At 56.8% G+C, this 20,024-nt stretch carries 22 protein-coding genes and 2 tRNA genes; 8 read left to right on the forward strand and 16 right to left on the reverse strand.

Translation table 11 applies throughout. From position 1 onward, the window contains the following. Positions 1–14 precede the first annotated feature (14 nt). The 9 genes from nusA to rlmE all read right to left on the reverse strand — a co-directional run bounded on the left by nusA (position 15) and on the right by rlmE (position 7,951). Positions 15–1,523, reverse strand: a complete 1,509-nt coding sequence (nusA, locus tag ACMGF7_RS05740) for a transcription termination factor NusA (RefSeq protein ID WP_004933514.1) — start codon at positions 1,521–1,523, stop codon at positions 15–17. A gap of 21 nt (positions 1,524–1,544) precedes the next feature. Next, the gene (gene rimP / locus ACMGF7_RS05745) at positions 1,545–1,997 is read right to left on the reverse strand and encodes a ribosome maturation factor RimP (protein WP_028127574.1); all 453 of its coding nucleotides are present in this window, start codon (positions 1,995–1,997) and stop codon (positions 1,545–1,547) included. A 217-nt stretch (positions 1,998–2,214) separates the two neighbouring features. Then, positions 2,215–2,291: transfer RNA gene (locus tag ACMGF7_RS05750), tRNA-Met, on the reverse strand. Between the two features lie 60 nt (positions 2,292–2,351). After that, a tRNA-Leu gene (locus ACMGF7_RS05755) sits at positions 2,352–2,438 on the reverse strand. A gap of 69 nt (positions 2,439–2,507) precedes the next feature. Next, a complete protein-coding gene (gene secG, locus ACMGF7_RS05760) occupies positions 2,508–2,843 on the reverse strand; it encodes a preprotein translocase subunit SecG (protein ID WP_004933519.1) in 336 nt (111 codons plus the stop codon). 220 nt (positions 2,844–3,063) lie between these two features. Further along, positions 3,064–4,401 (reverse strand): phosphoglucosamine mutase, encoded by a 1,338-nt coding sequence (glmM, locus tag ACMGF7_RS05765; protein WP_021504256.1) that lies wholly within the window; start codon positions 4,399–4,401, stop codon positions 3,064–3,066. Between the two features lie 4 nt (positions 4,402–4,405). Next, positions 4,406–5,242: a dihydropteroate synthase gene (folP, locus tag ACMGF7_RS05770; protein WP_049243033.1), complete on the reverse strand. Its 837-nt coding sequence runs from the start codon at positions 5,240–5,242 to the stop codon at positions 4,406–4,408. A 91-nt stretch (positions 5,243–5,333) separates the two neighbouring features. Beyond that, positions 5,334–7,265, reverse strand: coding sequence for an ATP-dependent zinc metalloprotease FtsH (ftsH, locus tag ACMGF7_RS05775; protein WP_004933529.1), 1,932 nt, complete (start codon positions 7,263–7,265; stop codon positions 5,334–5,336). Between the two features lie 56 nt (positions 7,266–7,321). Further along, positions 7,322–7,951: a 23S rRNA (uridine(2552)-2'-O)-methyltransferase RlmE gene (gene rlmE, locus ACMGF7_RS05780; RefSeq protein WP_004933533.1), complete on the reverse strand. Its 630-nt coding sequence runs from the start codon at positions 7,949–7,951 to the stop codon at positions 7,322–7,324. 143 nt (positions 7,952–8,094) lie between these two features. Here rlmE and yhbY point away from each other — a divergent pair, with 143 nt between their 5' ends. Then, positions 8,095–8,388, forward strand: a complete 294-nt coding sequence (gene yhbY / locus ACMGF7_RS05785) for a ribosome assembly RNA-binding protein YhbY (RefSeq protein WP_004933536.1) — start codon at positions 8,095–8,097, stop codon at positions 8,386–8,388. Positions 8,389–8,500: 112 nt separating this feature from the next. Here the strand turns inward: yhbY and greA are convergent, their stop codons facing one another. Then, the gene (gene greA / locus ACMGF7_RS05790) at positions 8,501–8,977 is read right to left on the reverse strand and encodes a transcription elongation factor GreA (protein WP_004933539.1); all 477 of its coding nucleotides are present in this window, start codon (positions 8,975–8,977) and stop codon (positions 8,501–8,503) included. 256 nt (positions 8,978–9,233) lie between these two features. Between greA and dacB the strand changes: the two genes are divergently transcribed. The 3 genes from dacB to pmrB are packed head-to-tail and all read left to right on the forward strand — an operon-like array spanning position 9,234 to position 12,396. After that, positions 9,234–10,667, forward strand: a complete 1,434-nt coding sequence (gene dacB / locus ACMGF7_RS05795) for a serine-type D-Ala-D-Ala carboxypeptidase (RefSeq protein WP_049243030.1) — start codon at positions 9,234–9,236, stop codon at positions 10,665–10,667. Positions 10,668–10,675: 8 nt separating this feature from the next. Then, on the forward strand, positions 10,676–11,338 hold the full coding sequence (gene pmrA, locus ACMGF7_RS05800) for a two-component system response regulator PmrA (RefSeq protein ID WP_033631626.1): 663 nt from the start codon (positions 10,676–10,678) through the stop codon (positions 11,336–11,338). After that, positions 11,335–12,396: a two-component system sensor histidine kinase PmrB gene (pmrB, locus tag ACMGF7_RS05805; RefSeq protein ID WP_021504259.1), complete on the forward strand. Its 1,062-nt coding sequence runs from the start codon at positions 11,335–11,337 to the stop codon at positions 12,394–12,396. Before pmrA ends, pmrB begins: the two co-directional genes overlap by 4 nt. A 36-nt stretch (positions 12,397–12,432) precedes the next feature. Here pmrB and cgtA read toward each other — a convergent pair whose 3' ends face one another. The 4 genes from cgtA to rplU all read right to left on the reverse strand — a co-directional run bounded on the left by cgtA (position 12,433) and on the right by rplU (position 15,285). Next, positions 12,433–13,605: an Obg family GTPase CgtA gene (gene cgtA / locus ACMGF7_RS05810; RefSeq protein ID WP_004933553.1), complete on the reverse strand. Its 1,173-nt coding sequence runs from the start codon at positions 13,603–13,605 to the stop codon at positions 12,433–12,435. A 16-nt stretch (positions 13,606–13,621) separates the two neighbouring features. After that, entirely contained in the window at positions 13,622–14,593 is a 972-nt protein-coding gene (locus tag ACMGF7_RS05815; RefSeq protein ID WP_021504260.1) for a DMT family transporter, read from the reverse strand. Between the two features lie 105 nt (positions 14,594–14,698). Continuing rightward, positions 14,699–14,956, reverse strand: coding sequence for a 50S ribosomal protein L27 (gene rpmA / locus ACMGF7_RS05820; protein ID WP_004933559.1), 258 nt, complete (start codon positions 14,954–14,956; stop codon positions 14,699–14,701). Positions 14,957–14,973: 17 nt separating this feature from the next. Further along, positions 14,974–15,285, reverse strand: a complete 312-nt coding sequence (gene rplU, locus ACMGF7_RS05825; protein WP_004933561.1) for a 50S ribosomal protein L21 — start codon at positions 15,283–15,285, stop codon at positions 14,974–14,976. A 270-nt stretch (positions 15,286–15,555) separates the two neighbouring features. Here rplU and ispB point away from each other — a divergent pair, with 270 nt between their 5' ends. Then, positions 15,556–16,527: an octaprenyl diphosphate synthase gene (ispB, locus tag ACMGF7_RS05830; protein ID WP_016929331.1), complete on the forward strand. Its 972-nt coding sequence runs from the start codon at positions 15,556–15,558 to the stop codon at positions 16,525–16,527. A 50-nt stretch (positions 16,528–16,577) separates the two neighbouring features. On the opposite strand, the gene ACMGF7_RS05835 is transcribed toward ispB, so the two are convergent. Further along, positions 16,578–16,934, reverse strand: a complete 357-nt coding sequence (locus tag ACMGF7_RS05835; protein ID WP_049243026.1) for a DNA-binding protein — start codon at positions 16,932–16,934, stop codon at positions 16,578–16,580. A gap of 191 nt (positions 16,935–17,125) precedes the next feature. Between ACMGF7_RS05835 and ACMGF7_RS05840 the strand changes: the two genes are divergently transcribed. After that, on the forward strand, positions 17,126–17,386 hold the full coding sequence (locus ACMGF7_RS05840; RefSeq protein WP_004933567.1) for a helix-turn-helix domain-containing protein: 261 nt from the start codon (positions 17,126–17,128) through the stop codon (positions 17,384–17,386). Positions 17,387–17,452: 66 nt separating this feature from the next. Here the strand turns inward: ACMGF7_RS05840 and mdh are convergent, their stop codons facing one another. Beyond that, positions 17,453–18,391, reverse strand: a complete 939-nt coding sequence (mdh, locus tag ACMGF7_RS05845) for a malate dehydrogenase (RefSeq protein ID WP_004933569.1) — start codon at positions 18,389–18,391, stop codon at positions 17,453–17,455. A gap of 464 nt (positions 18,392–18,855) precedes the next feature. On the opposite strand from mdh, the gene argR reads away from it, so the two are divergent. Beyond that, positions 18,856–19,326: a transcriptional regulator ArgR gene (argR, locus tag ACMGF7_RS05850; protein ID WP_048796299.1), complete on the forward strand. Its 471-nt coding sequence runs from the start codon at positions 18,856–18,858 to the stop codon at positions 19,324–19,326. Positions 19,327–19,729: 403 nt separating this feature from the next. Continuing rightward, positions 19,730–19,993, forward strand: a complete 264-nt coding sequence (gene yhcN / locus ACMGF7_RS05855) for a peroxide/acid stress response protein YhcN (RefSeq protein ID WP_004933574.1) — start codon at positions 19,730–19,732, stop codon at positions 19,991–19,993. The last annotated feature ends 31 nt before the right edge of the window (positions 19,994–20,024 follow it).

The raw sequence follows: 20,024 nt of genomic DNA on the forward strand, positions 1-20,024 counted from the left end.
TCCTGCTACAGTTATTACGCGTTGTCGCCAAACCAACAGATATTGCGCGCAGCCATGATCAGCTCGCCGGCTTGCTCGTCGCTAAGCCCTTCAATATCAGCCAGATCGTCAACACCCTGCTCGGCAAGATCTTCCAGCGTACAAACCCCACGCGCGGCCAGTTTAAAGGCCATGCTGCGCTCAAGACCCGGCAGGTTGAGCAAATCGTCGGCCGGTTTGTTGTCGCCCAGGCTTTCTTCTTGTGCCAGGGCCAGCGTGGTCAATGCAGCTTTGGCGCGTTCGCGCAATGCTTCAACCGTATCTTCATCCAGACCGTCGATTTCCAACAGCTCTTTGATCGGCACGTAGGCCAGCTCTTCCAGCGTGGAGAAGCCTTCTTCAACCAGTACGGTGGCGAAATCTTCGTCGATATCAAGATACTTGGTGAAGGTATCAATAGCGGCATGAGCCTCGGCCTGGTGCTTGGCCTGCAGGTCGTCCGCCGTCATCACGTTCAGTTCCCAACGATCGTCGCCGCGGTGTTGTTTCAGCAGTTGGGAAGCCAAACGCACGTTTTGGCCGTTACGGCCGATCGCCTGTGCCAGGTTGCTGGCTTCAACGGCGATATCCATGGTGCAGTTATCTTCATCTACCACGATCGACGCGACGTCGGCCGGCGCCATGGCGTTGATGACGAATTGCGCTGGATTATCATCCCACAGGATGATGTCGATGCGTTCGCCGCCGAGCTCGCTCGACACGGCCTGAACGCGCGCACCGCGCATACCTACGCAGGCGCCGACCGGGTCGATGCGCTTGTCGTTGGTTTTCACTGCAATTTTCGCACGGGAGCCAGGATCGCGGGCTGCCGCTTTAATTTCAATCACTTCTTCGCCGATTTCCGGCACTTCGATGCGGAACAGTTCTTTCAGCATTTCCGGGCTGGAACGGCTGACGAACAGCTGCGCGCCGCGGGCTTCAGGACGCACGGCGTACAGTACGCCGCGAATGCGGTCGCCCGGACGGAAGTTTTCGCGCGGCAACATGTCTTCACGGCCAATCACCGCTTCGGCGTTGTTGCCCAGATCCAGCGCGATGCTGTCACGGTTCACTTTCTTCACCACGCCGGTGACGATCTCGCCTTCATGTTCACGGAAAGCGTCAACCACCATCGCGCGCTCGGCCTCGCGCACTTTCTGCACGATAACCTGCTTGGCGGTTTGGGTGGTGATGCGGTCGAAGGTCACGGATTCGATTTGATCTTCGACGTAGCCGCCGAGCTCGATGCTCGGATCTTCAAACTGAGCGGCTTCCAGCGTGATTTCACGCGTCGGCTGCGTCACTTCGTCTACGGCGACCCAACGGCGGAAGGTATCGAAATCGCCGGTTCTGCGGTCAATGCTGACGCGCACGTCGATTTCCTGCTCGTATTTTTTCTTGGTTGCGGTGGCTAATGCAGTTTCCAGCGCTTCGAAAATCTTCTCGCGCGGAAGGGATTTTTCATTGGAAACTGCTTCAACAACAGCCAGAATCTCTTTGTTCATCCTAGTTGCCTCTTCCAAACTTTAAAAGTGGGGTACCAGGTTCGCTTTCTGGATGTTGCTCAGCGCGAACACTTCATCTTTCCCTTCCACAGTAACCGTGATCATCTCGCCTTCGACAGACTTGATAATACCCTGCCACTTGCGACGGTTCTGTACCGCCATGCGCAGGACCAGGCTGACTTCTTCACCGAGGAAACGCGTATAGTGCTCTGCGGTGAACATCGGGCGATCAAGGCCAGGAGAGGAGACTTCCAAGTTGTAAGCGACCGTGATTGGATCTTCGACGTCCAATACAGCGCTGACCTGGTGGCTGACATCAGCGCAATCATCAACATTGATGCCGTTGTCACTATCAATATAGATGCGGAGCGTCGATTGGCGCGCACGAATGAATTCGATGCCTACAAGCTCAAAGCCCAACGCTTCTACGGGTGCCGAAAGCATCTCTGTTAACTGTTGCTCTAATGTGGACAAGCCCACCCCCAAGACATAAAAAAAGGGCTAAATAGCCCAGTGATTCTGTTGCCAAATAACAAAAAACCCCGAAAAATCGGGGCTTTATGCAACTGGACCCTGTTTGCCGCTAGGCGGCCTCGGTACAACTTTCGAGCAAGTGTCATTTTCAAATGTTGATCGAGAAAAGCGGGTTTCAATCGAAAAGTGTATTTGAAAATAAACACTTAAAGGAAAGTGGTTGCGGGGGCCGGATTTGAACCGACGACCTTCGGGTTATGAGCCCGACGAGCTACCAGGCTGCTCCACCCCGCGTCCGAAAACGTGGCAAATACTACGCCGATAATCGCAAAATTGCAAGTTATCTCTGGGATTTGGTACCGAGGATGGGACTCGAACCCACAAGCCCGTTAGGGCACTACCACCTCAAGGTAGCGTGTCTACCAATTCCACCACCTCGGTACTGATTCTTACTGCTAACGGCCGTTGTTCTTTCGAGTTCACAACCACCGTTTACAAACTTTTTGCGGCTTACTGCGGGATGTCGCTGCTCGGCTTGGCAGGTGCTGCCGGCGCGGTTGTCTGCTCAGTTTTCACCGGCTGACCGAGGTTTTCCCACTCGCTGCCTTTCTTGCTTTGGTTGCTGCTGAGGTTGCCCAGAATCAGGCTGATGACGAAGAACAGCGTCGCCAATACAGCAGTCATGCGGGTCATAAAGTTACCGGAACCACTCGAACCGAACAACGTGCCTGATGCACCTGCTCCGAAAGAGGCTCCCATATCAGCGCCTTTACCTTGCTGCAACATAATCAGAGCAACCAGCCCGATTGAAATCAGCAGGAAAATTACCAGAAGAGCTTCGTACATAGTAGTACCCGTATCCTTGCGGCCTCACCGCATGCCAAATGCTTCACACTCATCAAGCAGGCGTGTTTATAAACTGCCTACTGAAGCGGGTGTGAATACTAACCAAAGCCGCCAACCCGCGCAAGGGCAATTTGCAGCCGCCGGCGCGTTTGCGGAAAAAAACGCCAACAATCGCCTGTTCGGGCTCAGCGATGCCAAGCCCGGCGGCTAACTGTCTGTTTTAACCTGCGGATTTCACCGCATCGGCGATGCGATGCGCCAGCGCGGTCACCTGCTGCTCGTCCTCACCCTCCACCATCACGCGGATCAGCGGTTCAGTGCCCGATTTGCGCAGCAGCACCCGGCCGCGGCCGGCCAGCTCGGCTTCCACCTGTTCGGTGACCTTACGCACCGCTTCGGACTCCAGCGGATTGTGATCGCCGGCGAAACGCACGTTGACCAGGATCTGCGGCAACAGCTTCATGCCGCTGCACAGGTCATGCAGGCTCATGTGGTTACGCACCATGGCGGTCAGCACCTGCAACCCAGCCACGATGCCGTCGCCGGTGGTGGTTTTGTCCAGCAAGATCACATGGCCGGAGTTTTCCGCACCGATGCGCCAGCCCAGCTCCTGCAGCTTCTCCAGCACGTAACGGTCGCCCACTTTGGCGCGAGCGAACGGAATGCCCAGCTGTTTCAGCGCCAGCTCCAGCCCCATATTGCTCATCAGGGTGCCGACCGCGCCGCCGCGCAGCTGACCCTGGCGCAGGCCTTCGCGGGCGATGATGTACAGGATCTGATCGCCGTCCACCTTATTGCCCAGGTGATCCACCATCATCACGCGGTCGCCGTCGCCGTCGAACGCCAGGCCAACGTGCGCTTTTTCCTGCAGCACGCGCTCCTGCAACTGACGCACATCGGTAGCGCCGCATTTCTCGTTGATGTTCATGCCGTCCGGCTCAACGCCGATGGCGATCACCGTAGCGCCCAGTTCGCGCAGCACGCTCGGCGCGATGTGGTAAGTCGCGCCGTTGGCGCAGTCGACCACGATTTTCAGCCCTTTCAGGCTCAGCTCGCTCGGGAAGGTGCCTTTGCAGAATTCGATATAGCGGCCGGCGGCGTCGATGATGCGGCTGGCTTTACCCAGTTCGGCGGACTCCACGCAAGTCAGCGGTTTTTCCATCTCGGCTTCAATTGCCTCTTCGACGTTGTCCGGCAGCTTGGCGCCGTCGATCGAGAAGAATTTGATGCCGTTGTCGTAGAACGGGTTATGCGAGGCGGAAATGACAATGCCCGCTTCGGCGCGGAAGGTACGCGTCAAATAAGCCACCGCCGGCGTAGGCATCGGCCCGGTGAAGGAGGCGGACAATCCGGCGGCCGCCAGACCGGCTTCCAGCGCGGACTCCAGCATATAGCCGGAGATGCGCGTATCCTTACCGATGATGATCTTGCGGGAACCGTGACGCGCCAGCACTTTACCGGCCGCCCAGCCCAGCTTCAGCACGAAGTCCGGCGTGATGGGGCTGTCCCCGACCTTGCCACGGATGCCGTCGGTGCCAAAATATTTGCGCTCGCTCATGTCTCTACTGTCCCTTAGCTGAAAGTGTTGCCTCGACGACACGCATCGCCTCGACGGTTTCTTTAACGTCATGCACTCTGACAATCTGCGCACCCTGCATCGCCGCGATCACCGCGCAGGCCACGCTGCCGATAACCCGTTGATCCGGCGGCACGTTCAGCAGTTGTCCAATCATCGATTTGCGCGACATGCCGACCAACAGCGGCAAACCAAAACGATGAAACTCCGACAACCGAGCCAGAAGCTGATAGTTGTGCGCCAAATTTTTACCGAAACCGAAGCCGGGGTCGAGCAGCAATTTCTGATTTGTTATCCCCGCCTCGTTACAGCGCCGGATATGGTGTTCGAAAAACGCCTGAACGTCGGCGATCAGATCGTCGTAGTGCGGAGCCTGCTGCATGGTGCGCGGCTGCCCCTGCATGTGCATCAGGCAGACCGGCAGGCCGCTTTCCGCCGCCGCCGCCAGGGCGCCCGGCTCCTGCAGCGAACGGATGTCGTTGATCAGATGGGCGCCGGCCTGCGCCGATTCGCGGATCACACCCGCCTTCGAGGTATCGACCGAGATAAAGACCTCGAAGCGCTGCGCCAGCGCTTCCACCACTGGCACGACCCGCTCAAGCTCCTCCTCTTCGCTCACCTCCGCCGCCCCCGGCCTTGTCGATTCGCCGCCGACGTCGATCATCGTGGCGCCGGCCGAAATCAGCGCATGCGCATGCACCAGCGCCTGGTTCAGGGTGTTGTGGCGGCCGCCGTCGGAAAACGAATCCGGTGTCACGTTGAGGATGCCCATCACCTGAGGATGGGAGAGATTGAGCGTCATGTCGCGCACGGTTAACTGCATGTTGGTCCACCTTACTGTTGCCTGGTTCACTGCCCGCCGGGCAAAAAAAAACCCCGGCGTACCGGGGTTTGATGTTATTACACAGCCGTTGTTACTTGTCGAGCTGTTCGGACATGGTGTTGCCCGGCGTTGGGGTGCGCGGCTCATCTACCGGCGTCGGGGCTTTCGGGGTGCCGCCGTTGTCGGAGCTGTTGCCTTTGTTCGCATCGTCCCAGCCCGCCGGAGGACGCACGTCTTTGCGGTTCATCAGATCGTCGATCTGCGGCGCATCGATGGTTTCATACTTCATTAGCGCATCCTTCATCGAGTGCAGGATGTCCATGTTTTCCATCAGCAGCGAGCGAGCACGCGTGTAGTTGCGTTCGATCAGCGACTTCACTTCCTGGTCGATGATACGCGCGGTTTCATCCGACATGTGCTTCGCCTTGGCCACGGAGCGGCCCAGGAACACTTCACCCTCTTCTTCCGCATACAGCAGCGGCCCCAGCTTCTCGGAGAAGCCCCATTGGGTCACCATGTTGCGGGCGATGGAGGTCGCCACTTTGATGTCGTTCGACGCACCGGTAGAGACTTTTTCCGGCCCGTAGATGATCTCTTCCGCCAGACGGCCGCCGTACAGGGTGGAGATTTGGCTCTCCAGCTTCTGACGGCTAGCGCTGATCGCATCCCCTTCCGGCAGGAAGAAGGTCACGCCAAGCGCACGGCCACGAGGAATGATCGTCACTTTATGTACCGGATCATGTTCAGGAACCAGGCGGCCAATGATGGCGTGACCCGCTTCGTGATACGCGGTCGACTCTTTCTGCGCTTCGGTCATTACCATGGAGCGGCGTTCCGCACCCATCATGATCTTGTCTTTGGCTTTCTCGAACTCCACCATCGACACCACGCGCTTGTTGCCGCGGGCGGCGAACAGCGCCGCTTCGTTGACCAGGTTGGCCAGATCGGCACCGGAGAAGCCCGGCGTACCGCGCGCAATGACGGAGGCGTCGATGTCGGCAGCCAACGGCACGCGGCGCATGTGCACCTTCAGGATCTGCTCACGGCCACGCACATCCGGCAGCCCGACCACGACCTGACGGTCGAAACGACCCGGGCGCAGCAGCGCGGGGTCAAGCACGTCCGGACGGTTGGTGGCCGCGATGACGATGATGCCCTCGTTGCCTTCGAAACCGTCCATCTCAACCAGCATCTGGTTCAGGGTCTGCTCGCGCTCATCGTGACCGCCACCCAGGCCGGCGCCACGCTGGCGGCCGACGGCGTCGATTTCATCGATGAAGATGATGCACGGCGCGGCTTTCTTCGCTTGTTCGAACATGTCACGCACGCGGGATGCGCCCACGCCGACGAACATTTCGACGAAGTCGGAACCGGAAATGGTGAAGAACGGCACCTTCGCTTCGCCGGCGATCGCTTTCGCCAACAGCGTTTTACCGGTCCCCGGCGGGCCAACCATCAGCACGCCTTTCGGGATCTTGCCGCCCAGCTTCTGGAAACGGCTCGGTTCGCGCAGGTATTCCACCAGTTCGCTCACCTCTTCTTTCGCTTCGTCACACCCGGCGACATCGGCGAAAGTGGTCTTGATCTGGTCTTCCGTCAGCATGCGGGCCTTGCTCTTGCCGAAGGACATCGCGCCCTTGCCGCCGCCGCCCTGCATTTGCCGCATAAAGAAGATCCAGACCCCGATCAGTAACAGCATCGGGAACCAGGAGATAAAGATAGAAGCCAGCAGGCTCGGCTCTTCAGGCGGCTCGCCGACAACTTTCACATTCTTCGTTAACAACGTATCCAGCAACTTAGGATCGTTGACAGGGATGTAGGTCGTGTATTTGTTACTGTCTTTCTTGGTAACGTTAATTTCACGTCCGTTGATTCGCGCTTCGCGAACCTGGTCCTGGGTCAGTTCGGACATGAAGGTAGAGTAATCCACCCTACGGCCATTCGACTCGCTGGGCCCAAAGCTCTGGAATACAGACATCAACACTACCGCGATGACTAACCAGAGAATTAGGTTTTTCGCCATGTCACTCAAGGGATTAACCTCATCTTACAACTGTGTTAACAAACAGCGTTAGGGTACTACAGTTTGCGCCCTGTCGCTACAATGTACACTTCGCGCGAACGGGCGCGGGAAGCGTCTGGCTTACGAATCTTAACCTTCGTAAACAGGGAGCGAATTTCCCGTAGGTACTCGTCAAAGCCATCTCCCTGGAACACCTTCACCAGGAAACTTCCGCCTGGTGCGAGGACATCACGACACATATCCAGCGCCAACTCCACCAGATACATCGACCTTGGAATATCGACCGCCGGGGTGCCACTCATATTCGGGGCCATATCGGACATGACCACCTGAACCTTACTCTCGCCTACTCGTTCCAACAGTGCCTTCAGCACCAGTTCATCACGAAAATCGCCCTGAAGGAAATCGACGCCAACGATAGGATCCATTGGCAAAATATCACAGGCGATGATGCGCCCGGTACCGCCGATTTGGGTGACCACATACTGCGACCAGCCGCCCGGTGCGGCGCCCAGGTCAACCACGGTCATGCCCGGTTTGAACAGTTTGTCGCTCTGCTGTATTTCATCAAGTTTAAACCAGGCACGGGAACGCAGTCCCTTTTTCTGCGCCTGCTGTACATATTTATCGCTAAAGTGTTCTTGTAACCAGCGACTGGAGCTAGCCGAACGCTTTTTATTAGCCATCTCGTTTTCCAACTATCATAAAAAGAGTCTTATGTCAGGGTCGCTGCTCACGTAGACTCACACCGGTGAAGACCGATTTGGTGATATACATGAGATGGCGGTAGAATGTACCGTTTTCAATCCCAACTTAAGCAAAAAAGACAATGAATCTGAATAATAAACAAAAACAGCACCTGAAAGGCCTGGCGCATCCGTTAAAACCGGTGGTGATGCTGGGCAATAACGGTCTTACCGAAGGGGTGCTGGCTGAAATTGAACAGGCTCTGGAGCATCATGAGCTGATCAAGGTAAAAATCGCCGCTGAAGATCGCGAAACCAAGACCCTGATCGCCGACGCTATCGTGCGTGAAACGGGCGCCTGCAATGTGCAAGTTATCGGCAGTACGCTTATTCTTTACCGCCCGTCGAAAGAGCGCAAGATCAGTCTACCGCGTTAATAACCATCAGGTTAACGAAAAGGTGCCATGCGCCTGACCAAGATAAAAGGCCGCTTGCGGCCTTTTTCCTATCTTTACAAAACGTTGGCGCATTAATGACCAACGGCCTCGATCAGAGATACTCGACCTTCAGGATCTCGTATTCCACGTCGCCGCCTGGGGTTTTGATTACCACCACATCGTCTTGCTCTTTGCCAATCAGGCCGCGCGCCATCGGCGAGTTTACCGAAATCAGATTTTTCTTGAAATCGGCCTCATCGTCGCCAACGATGCGGTAAGTCACTTCTTCTTCACTGTCCAGATTCATCACCGATACGGTGGCGCCGAAGATCACCCGACCGGTGTTCGGCATCTTGGTGATATCGATCACCTGCGCATTGGACAGTTTGGCTTCGATTTCCTGAATGCGGCCTTCGCAGAAACCCTGCTGTTCGCGGGCGGCATGGTACTCGGCATTTTCTTTCAAGTCGCCGTGTTCACGCGCTTCAGCGATATCCGCAATGATTTTCGGGCGGCGCACGCTTTTCAGATATTCGAGCTCTTCGCGCAGTTTTTCAGCGCCAAACAAGGTCATCGGAATTTGGTTCATCGTATAAATACCTCTAAATCTTTCCTGTTCAAATAACCGTCATCCTGACGTATTCGTATGAAAACACGGTTGGCATACCGCCCCCCGCCTCCAGGCGACAAACAAAAGAAACCTGACTCGGAACGGAGCCCAAGCCAAGATCGGTTTTGCATTTTGATACGCATTTTAGCCTAGAGTTCCTTGAGGGTCATCGTTTACTTTTTCCCTGATTGCACCGTAGTATGACGGCACGTTATCCAGCTGTTATCCCGAGATTATGCGTTTTTCACGAATTGTCAGTGCATTGGCTTGCGCATTTGTTCTGAATGCGAATGCGGCCCCGGTTGAAGAGTACACACAATATCTGCCTGATGGGGCCAACCTTGCCCTGGTCGTTCAGAAGATCGGCGCCAGCGCGCCGACGATCGATTACCACTCTCAGCAGATGGCGCTGCCGGCCAGTACCCAAAAAGTGCTGACGGCGCTGGCTGCGCTATTGCAACTCGGGCCCGATTACCGTTTCACCACCACGCTGGAGAGCCAGGGCGATATCCGCGACGGCGTGCTGCGCGGCAACCTGATTGTCCGCTTCAGCGGCGATCCGACCTTCAAACGCCAGAGCCTGCGCAATATGGTGGCCGTCCTGAAAAAGCAGGGCGTGCGCCAAATCAGCGGCGACGTGCTGGTCGATACCTCGGTCTTCGCCAGCCATGACAAGGCGCCCGGCTGGCCGTGGAACGATCTGACGCAGTGCTTCAGCGCGCCGCCGGCCGCCGCCATTGTCGATCGCAACTGCTTCTCGGTCTCGCTGTACAGCGCGCCGAATCCGGGCGACATGGCGTTTATCCGCGTCGCCTCCTATTATCCGGTCAATATGTTTAGCCAGGTGCGCACCCTGGCGCGCGGCTCCGCAGACGCGCAGTACTGCGAGCTGGACGTGGTGCCGGGCGAGCTGAACCGCTTTACCCTGACCGGCTGTCTGACGCAGCGCAGCGAACCGCTGCCGTTGGCCTTCGCCATCCAGGACGGTGCCAGCTATGCGGGCGCCATCCTGAAAGACGAGCTGAAGCAGGCCGACATCCAGATCGACGGGCATTTGAAACGCCAGACGCGCCCCGGCATCACCGGCACGGTGATCGCGCAAACCCAGTCGGCGCCGCTGCACGATCTGTTGAAAATCATGCTGAAGAAATCGGACAACATGATCGCCGATACCGTCTTCCGCACCATCGGCCACGAACGCTTCGGCGTGCCGGGCACCTGGCGAGCAGGTTCCGATGCGGTACGGCAGGTGCTGCGCCAGAAGGCCGGCATCGATCTGGGCAACACCATCATCGCCGACGGTTCCGGCCTGTCGCGCCACAACCTGCTGGCCCCGGCGACCATGATGCAGGCGCTGCAGTACATCGCGCAGCACGACAACGAGCTGAACTTTATCTCGATGCTGCCGCTGTCCGGCTATGATGGCACCCTGCGCTACCGCGGCGGCCTGCATGAGGCTGGCGTAGACGGCAAGGTGTCGGCCAAGACCGGCGCGCTGCAGGGCGTCTACAACCTGGCGGGCTTCATCACTACCGCCAGCGGCCAGCGCATGGCCTTCGTGCAGTATCTCTCCGGCTACGCCGTGCCGCCGGAAGATCAGAAACAGCGCCGCGCGCCGCTGGTGCGTTTCGAAAGCCGCCTGTATCGGGATATTTACCAAAACAACTGAGGATCGCCATGAAGCTGCTGGTCGTTGAAGATGATGAACTGCTGCAACAAGGGCTGGCGCTGGCGCTGACCGGTGAAGGCTACGTGTGCGACTGCGCCGCCACAGCGGCGGAGGCCGGCAGCCTGCTCATCACCAGCCAATACAGCATGGTGATCCTGGATCTCGGCCTGCCGGACATGGACGGCGCAGCGCTGCTGCGGCAGTGGCGCCGCCAGCAGATCGATCTGCCGGTGCTGATCCTGACCGCCCGCGACGCCCTGGAAGACCGCGTCGATGGGCTGGACGCCGGCGCCGACGACTACCTGGTCAAACCCTTCGCGCTGGTTGAGCTACAGGCGCGCGTGCGCGCTCTCCTGCGGCGCTACCAGGGCCACAGCGACAATCTGATGCAGGTGGATGACCTGCAGTTGAATCTCTCCAGCCAGCAGGTCTATCTGCAACAGCAGCCGGTGGAGGTCACGCCGAAAGAGTTCGCCATTCTGGCGCGCCTGATCATGCGTGCCGGGCAGACGGTCAACCGCGAACTCCTGCAGCAGGATCTCTACACCTGGCAAGATGATTTAGGTTCCAACACCCTGGAAGTGCATATTCACAACCTGCGCCGCAAACTGGGCAAGGATCGCATTCGCACCGTGCGCGGCATCGGCTACCGCCTGGAACCCTCGTCATGATCAGCATGCGCCGCCGCCTGCTGCTGATGCTGGCGCTGATCCTGCTGGTCACGCAACTCATCAGCGCCTTCTGGCTGTGGCACGAAAGCCAGGAGCAGATCAGCTTCCTGGTGGACGAAACCCTCTCCGCCAAAGTGCGTACCGAACGCGTCGATACCGAGATCGCCGAAGCCATCGCATCGCTGTTGGCGCCTTCGCTGATCATGATGATCGTCACCCTGTTGGCGTCATTCTGGGCTATCAGCTGGATCATCCGCCCACTCAACCAACTGCAACAGCGGCTGGAAAAGCGCTCTGCCGATAACCTGACGCCGCTGCCGATCACCAGCGATAGCCAGGAAATGGTGGCCGTCACCAATGCGCTCAATCAGCTGTTCTCACGGTTGGACAACACCATTCAACAGGAACGCCTGTTCACCGCCGACGCCGCCCACGAACTGCGCACGCCGCTGGCCGGCATCCGCCTGCATCTGGAATTGATGGAAAAACAGGGCGTCAAGGGCAGCCAGGCGCTGATCGCCCGCATCGATCAGCTGATGCATACCGTCGAGCAGTTGCTGATGCTGTCGCGCGCCGGGCAAGACTTCGCCAGCGGCCATTATCAGCATTTCGATTGGGTGGCCGATGTGATCCAGCCGCTGCGCGAAGAGCTCGACGAAATGGCCGCCCAACGCGGGCAGACGCTGGGCTGGCAATTGCCGGCTGCTGCCACAGTGAACGGCGATCCGGTGTTGCTGCGGCTTCTGCTGCGCAACCTGGTCGAAAACGCTCACCGTTACGGCCCGGAAGGCGGCGCGATACAGGTGCGGTTAACGCCGCAAGACAATGGCTATCTGCTGCAGGTCATCGACGATGGCCCGGGAATCAAGGAAGAAATGGTCGGGGAGCTGACGCAGGCGTTTCGCCGCATGGATCAACGCTACGGCGGCAGCGGACTGGGCCTGAATATCGTGATCCGCATCGCGCAACTGCACCAGGGGCGTTTGACGCTGGAAAACCGCCGCGATGCGCGCGGCCTGAATGCCCAGTGCTGGCTGCCGGAAAAGGCGCTCAAATAATAAGGGCCCAGCGTTGCTGAGCCCTTTATCACCGAATTACTTCTGGTAAATGATTTCGACGCCTTCGTCGTCGTCTTCGTCCCAGTCGTCATCCCAGTCATCTTCCGCTTCGGCTTCCACTTCCGCGATTTGCTCGCGGTGGTAGTCATCCCACATGAATTCGACTTTTTCCGGTGCGCTTTCTTCGATCGCCATCGCTTTCGGCTGGGTGTTGATGAAGTTCATCACGTCCCAGCACAGCGCGTTGACGCCTTCACGGTTGGCGGCGGAGATCATGTAGTACTTCCCTTCCCAGCCCATGCCTTCCACAATCGCCTTGGCGCGTTCGGCGGCTTCTTCCTCACCAATCACATCAATTTTGTTGAACACCAGCCAGCGCGGCTTCTGCGCCAGATTTTCGCTGTATTGGTTCAACTCGTTGATGATGACTTTGGCGTTTTCCACCGGATCGGATTCGTCGATCGGCGCGATGTCCACCAGGTGCAGCAGCACGCGGCAACGCTCCAGGTGTTTCAGGAAACGAATACCCAGGCCGGCGCCTTCGGAGGCGCCCTCGATCAGCCCCGGAATGTCGGCGACCACAAAGCTCTGCTCGTGATCCATGCGCACCACGCCCAGGCTCGGCACCAGCGTGGTAAACGGATAATCGGCCACCTTCGGCTTGGCGGCGGACACCGCGCGGATGAAGGTCGATTTGCCGGCGTTCGGCAGCCCCAGCATGCCCACATCGGCCAGCAGCAACAGCTCCAGCAACAGGTCACGCGCTTCGCCGGCGGTACCCAGCGTCTTCTGACGCGGCGCGCGGTTGACCGAAGATTTGAAACGGGTGTTGCCCAGACCGTGCCAGCCGCCTTTGGCGACCATCAGTTTCTGCTCGTGGCGGGTCATGTCGCCGAGGATCTCGCCGGTGCCCTGATCCTTCACGCGCGTGCCGACCGGCACCTTGATGATGACGTCTTTACCGCGTTTGCCGGTACAGTCGCGGCTCTGGCCATTCTGGCCGCGTTCGGCGCGGAAAGACTTCTCAAAGCGGTAGTCGATCAGGGTGTTAAGGTTCTCGTCCGCCAGCAGGTAGACGTCGCCGCCGTCGCCGCCGTCACCGCCGTCAGGCCCACCGTTCGGGATATATTTTTCGCGGCGGAAGCTGACGCACCCGTTGCCGCCGTCGCCTGCAACGACCAGAATCGCTGCTTCATCTACAAACTTCATTTACCGTCTCCGTAAATCATTCACCGGGCTGCTTCAAAGGAGCAACCAGGGGGGGGTCTGCCCGTCGCGGCCACCACCGGTGACCAATTGCGGAAAACATGGCGCCCGCCACAACCACAAACGCACCGACATAGCCGACGATGTTCAGCGTCGGCATGGCGAATGCCTGGGGCCAAGCCAGCGCCAATAAATCTGAAAACAGCAGGGTAAACAGCGGGGTCAGCGTAACCAACGCGCTCACCTGCGCCGCCTGCCAGCGCGCCATCGCTTCCGCCAGCGCGCCATAGCCGATCAGCGTGTTGGCGCCGCAAAACAGCAGGCACGCCAATTGCCAGCCGCTAAGCTGGAAAATCACCTCGGGTTTGGCCAGAGGGAACAATGCAATCGCACATAAAGTGTACAACATAACCAGGATCTGCGGCGAAGCCAGCCGGCGCAGCAACACCTTCTGCGCCACGCCATAGCTCACCCAGACCATCGCCGCGCACACGCCCAGCATGACGCCCAGCGTGTAGTCCGTCAGCCGGGTGAAGATCTCTATCAGACTGACGTTGAAAAACAGCATCAGCCCGCAAATCAGCATCAGGGCGCCAATGACCTGGGTGATGCGCATGCGTTCTTTTAAAATCAGCACGCTGGCGAACATCATACCGACTGGCGACAGCTGGCCAATCACCTGCGACGCCGTCGGGCTCAGGTATTGCAGCGAGGAGCTGAAGAACACAAAGTTGCCCAGCAGCCCCGCCGTCGCGATCGCCAACAGCAGCAGCCAACGCGGCTGGCGGAACATCGTCAGCGGCGGCAGCTTGCCGCGCACCGCAAGGATCACGCCCAAACCGATGGCGGCCATGGTAAAGCGATACCAGACAACGGTAAACGGCTCCATCACCACCAACACTTCTTTCATCGCGATCGGCAACGCGCCCCAGCAAACCGCCGTGGTTAACGCCAGAGAAATGCCAACGCCGACCTGCTGCTTCGTATCCATATCACCTTCGCCAACGCTGACGGGCCAACCCTCAGGCAACCCATAAATGTAAAAAGCCCCGCAACGAATTGCGGGGCTTACATCTATTTCGTAAGGCTCGAAAAATTATTCAGCTTCGATGCTGATGAATTTACGATTGCTCGGGCCTTTAACTTCGAATTTGACTTTACCGTCTTTCAAAGCAAACAGAGTGTGGTCTTTGCCGCAACCCACGTTGGTACCAGCGTGGAATTTGGTGCCGCGCTGACGAACGATGATGCTGCCTGCCAGTACTGCTTCGCCGCCAAAGCGTTTTACGCCCAGACGTTTAGCTTCTGAATCGCGACCGTTACGAGTCGAGCCGCCAGCCTTTTTGTGTGCCATTAATCCGCTCTCCTAACTTAAGCGCTGATGCCGGTGATTTTAACGTCAGTGAACCACTGACGGTGGCCCTGCTGCTTACGGTGGTGTTTACGACGACGAAACTTAACGATTTTAATTTTCTCGCCACGACCGTGAGCAACGACTTCAGCTTTGATCTTGCCGCCATCGACGAAAGGAACGCCGATTTTGATATCTTCGCCATTAGCGATCATCAGAATCTGGTCAAACTCAACCGCTTCACCAGTTGCGATGTCCAGCTTTTCCAAGCGAACGGTCTGACCTTCGCTTACTCGGTGTTGTTTACCACCACTTTGGAAAACCGCGTACATATAAAACTCCGCTTTCCGCGTGCCCGACTGTGTTAGTTCAGAGCGCGCTATAAATATTCACAATAGGGCGCGAATTCTACGCAAAAAAGCGGCGCATGACAAGAGCAGAATAAGACCAGAAGGAGAAAAAAGAAGAAAAAAAGCGCAGTTTCTTTCGTGGCGTTTATCTGAACCGTTTTTCAAGTACAATCATAGGGACAGTTACCGCCATGTACCGATGTGAGCAGCGATCTCAACGCGGTGAAGAGAAACACAGCTGAAAAAAACACAATGAACCTAGAGCAAATTACCGAGTTAACCGCGCAAGATATGGCGGCCGTGAACGCAACAATTCTCGAACAGCTGAATTCCGATGTCACGCTCATCAATCAGCTTGGCTATTACATTATCAGCGGTGGCGGTAAGCGCATCCGGCCGATGATCGCCGTCCTGGCGGCGCGGGCGTTGGGCTACGAAGGCAACAAGCACGTCACCGTCGCCGCCCTGATCGAATTCATTCATACCGCCACGTTGTTGCATGACGACGTCGTCGACGAATCGGACATGCGCCGCGGCAAAGCCACCGCCAACGCGGCGTTCGGCAACGCCGCCAGCGTGCTGGTCGGCGACTTTATCTATACCCGCGCCTTTCAGATGATGACCAGCCTGGAATCCCTGCGCGTGCTGGCGCTGATGTCGGAGGCGGTCAACGTCATCGCCGAAGGTGAAGTGCTGCAGTTGATGAACGTGCACGATCCCGACATCAGCGAAGAAAGTTATATGCGGGTGATCTACAGCAAAACCGCCCGTCTGTTTGAAGCGGCGGCGCAATCGTCGGCGATCCTGTCCGGCGCCAGCGCTGAGCAAGAACAGGCGCTGCAAGATTATGGCCGCTACCTCGGCACCGCTTTCCAGCTGATCGACGATCTGCTCGACTACAGCGCCGACGGCAGCACGCTGGGCAAAAACACCGGCGACGATCTGAACGAAGGGAAACCGACCCTGCCGCTGCTGCACGCGATGCACAACGGCGACGACGCCCAGCGTGACATGATCCGCGGCGCGATTGAGCAAGGCAACGGCCGCCACCTGTTGGAGCCGGTGCTGCAGGCGATGCAGCAATGCGGTTCGCTGGAATACACCCGCAAACGCGCCGAGGAAGAAGCCGACAAGGCGATCGCCGCGCTGCAGGTCTTGCCGGCATCAGAGCACCGTACAGCGCTGGAGGGCCTGGCCCATTTGGCGGTACAACGCGATTTTTAAGAAATTTTAATTTCTAAATACATTCATCAGGCCCGCCCACGCGGGCCTGCCTAGGTATTGCTCTCTTCGTCGATACGCGCCAGCAGGCCGCCAATCCCTTCCCGCATCAGGAAAGCCACCATTTTCTCGCGCTCGCTCTCCGTCAAATGGTAGTAATACTCGATCCAGACCGCCAACGGATCCTGGCGTTCTACGTCATATGCCGCCCCGTCTTCTTTCAGCGCCAGCAGGTTACGCACGCCTGGAGGCAGGCTGTCGATATGGTACTCCAACGCTTTTCCCTGCACGCCTTTACGCCTGCGGCTGATCCAGCCTTCGCGTCGGGCCATCAGATTGATTCCCTGTGGTGAGGAAGGTAATCCTGCGATGCCTGTCAGTTCCTTGGCGGCAAACCACTCGTTTTTCATAGCCATCATCTCTGGGCAATAGTGGGCAATAGTGGGCAATGTCGTTTTTTGGAAATTACTTGGGTATTTTTTAGGAAATTTAATGGTATTCTTGTTTCCGAATAAGCGTTTCACGTTGTTCAAACGCTTAACCATGACCCGTTAGTTATACCACTAACGCAACTTTGGCTAATCAGAAAAGGAATGTAAACATGAATTCAAGGAACCCAGATTGGCATCCGGCAGATATCATCGCGGCGCTACGCAAGCAGGGCACCACGCTGGCGGCAGTGTCGCGCAAGGCCGGATTAAGCTCATCGACGCTGGCCAATGCGCTGTCGCGCCCGTGGCCAAAGGGGGAATGGCTGATCGCCGAAGCGATAGGCATCCACCCTTCGGAGATCTGGCCAAGCCGCTATTACGATCCGCACAGCGATTGCCTGCTGGATCGCAAAGCACGCATCAAATCGTGAACGCGGAGCAAAAAAAACCGCCGGAACAGCGTCCGGCGGCGTTTATCGGCTGACTATCGGTGTCGATCAGTTATTGATGAACTTCTCGCCCAGTTCGATATCTTTATGCAGCACGTCCAGCATCTCGTTCAGTGCTTTCTGCTCGAAGGCGCTCAGGGTGCCGATATCTTTGCGTTCTTCAACGCCGTTCTTGCCCAGCACCAGCGGCTGCGCGAAGAAGCGAGCGTATTTGCCGTCGCCTTCAACGTAAGCGCATTCCACAACGCCTTTCTCGCCCTGCAGCGCACGCACCAGAGACAGACCGAAACGGGCGGCCGCCTGGCCCATGGACAGCGTTGCAGACCCGCCGCCGGCTTTGGCTTCCACCACTTCAGTGCCGGCGTTCTGAATACGTTTGGTCAGATCCGCCACTTCCTGATCGGTGAAGCTCACGCCAGGGATCTGCGACAGCAGAGGCAGGATGGTCACGCCAGAGTGGCCGCCGATCACCGGCACGTTCAGTTCTTCAGGCTGCTTGCCTTTCAGCTCGGCCACGAAGGTATTGGAACGGATGATATCCAGCGAAGTCACGCCGAACAGTTTGTTCTTGTCGTAAACGCCGGCTTTTTTCAGCACTTCCGCCGCGATGGCGACCGTGGTGTTAACCGGGTTGGTGATGATGCCGATGCAGGCTTTCGGGCAGGTTTTCGCCACTTGCTCAATCAGGTTACGCACGATGCCGGCGTTAACGTTGAACAGGTCAGAGCGATCCATGCCTGGCTTACGGGCCACGCCGGCGGAAATCAGCACCACGTCCGCACCGTGCAGAGCCGGAGTCGCGTCTTCGCCGCTGAAGCCTTTGATTTTAACTGCGGTTGGGATGTGGCTTAAGTCGACGGCAACGCCTGGGGTAACGGGGGCAATGTCGTAGAGAGAGAGTTCAGAACCTGAAGGAAGCTGGGTTTTGAGTAGAAGGGCGAGGGCCTGGCCGATACCGCCAGCAGCACCGAGAACTGCAACTTTCATCCTATACTCCTTTATTATCTTAAATATATAAAGCGCCGTGAATGTGTTGGTTACGGACCTTAAGTTATTACACCTTTCAAAACAATAAATTAGCCAATTCTTGCCTGCAGGTGTAATAAAACGGCCGCTGTCGCGCCCATTTTAGATTAAATCGCTTACGCATGAAGGGCATAGCGCACACTAATCAAAAATAGTGCGAGGTTATTCACGAGCAAGTTAACCGGCCGTTACATTACACCCTTACGCAACATCAGAACAACATCATTTTAATAACATTTTATTTACCACAGCAGGCCGATTTTCCGTCGTCAAAAGGGCATATTCATCGCGGCCGGATTTTGTTAAAATGCCGCCCTTTCCTCGCCGTCCGGTCATTTTTATTTTCTTTGGGGCGGCCTTTGTTGCATAAAAATTCATCTATATGCATAATCATGACTTCCACTATCAACATTCCACGGTGCAAAATGCGTAATCCCGCAAAACAGGAAGATCTGATCAAGACGTTCAAAGCGTTATTGAAAGAAGAAAAATTCAGTTCTCAAGGCGAGATCGTTTTGGCGCTGCAAGAAGAAGGCTTCGAAAACATTAACCAATCCAAAGTATCGCGCATGCTGACCAAGTTCGGCGCGGTACGTACGCGCAATGCCAAAATGGAAATGGTGTATTGCCTTCCTGCCGAACTCGGCGTGCCGACCACCACCAGCCCATTGAAGAATCTGGTGCTCGACGTCGACCATAACGATGCCGTCGTGGTGATCCACACCAGCCCGGGCGCCGCACAGCTGATCGCCCGCCTGCTCGACTCACTGGGTAAATCCCAGGGTATCCTCGGCACAATTGCCGGCGACGACACGATTTTCGTCACCCCGTCCAACGGCTTTACCGCTCAGAAGCTGCATGAAGCGATCTTGAGCGTGTTCGAACAAGAGCTGTGAAACCTGGCGCTAACAAAGTGCGGCTGTAAACCGCATTTTGTTAGCGCTTCTTTAACCCTCGCGTTACCTTCCCAGCCTTCAACCGCGTTTAACACTGCTTTTTTATCCCGCAACAACACATTTCCATGACATCTCCATGTAACCAGCAGTACCCACTGTGATCTTCCGCACTTTTGGTCAAAATCACTTACCTTATTGAAATTACATAAATTTAACATCAAAAGATCGTTTTATGAGCGTTTTTTATTCCTTACGGTTATAAAAAATAAGGATCATGAGGTTAAAGTTTCACTAGCAACTGTTAGCGAACTATTAATTTTTCGCGTTACTAGCTGTATACTCATTTTCGTGAACTGAATCACAGTTCGTTGGAACTGATAAAAGAATACGATGAGGTGAGATGATGAAAATTAAAGCTACCGTTGCAACCCTGAGCGTTCTGTCCATGCTTTCCTTTGGTGCATTCGCAGCACAATCTGTTGATGCAACCCAGGCCGCAAAACTGCAGCCCGCCGGTGTGATCACCGTGAGCGGCGTCGCCGCTGCGCCTTCCGACATTCGCCAGGCACTGTCCGACAAAGCCGACGCCAAAGGGGCGACCGCTTACCGCGTAATCGAAGCGCGCAACGACGGCAACTTCCACGCGACCGCTGAAATCTACAAATAAGTAACGGCATTACCCGGCAACGGGCAATACA

The sequence above is a fragment of the Serratia sp. BNK-17 genome, from assembly GCF_048684935.1.
In the GTDB taxonomy this organism is placed as follows: domain Bacteria; phylum Pseudomonadota; class Gammaproteobacteria; order Enterobacterales; family Enterobacteriaceae; genus Serratia; species Serratia nematodiphila.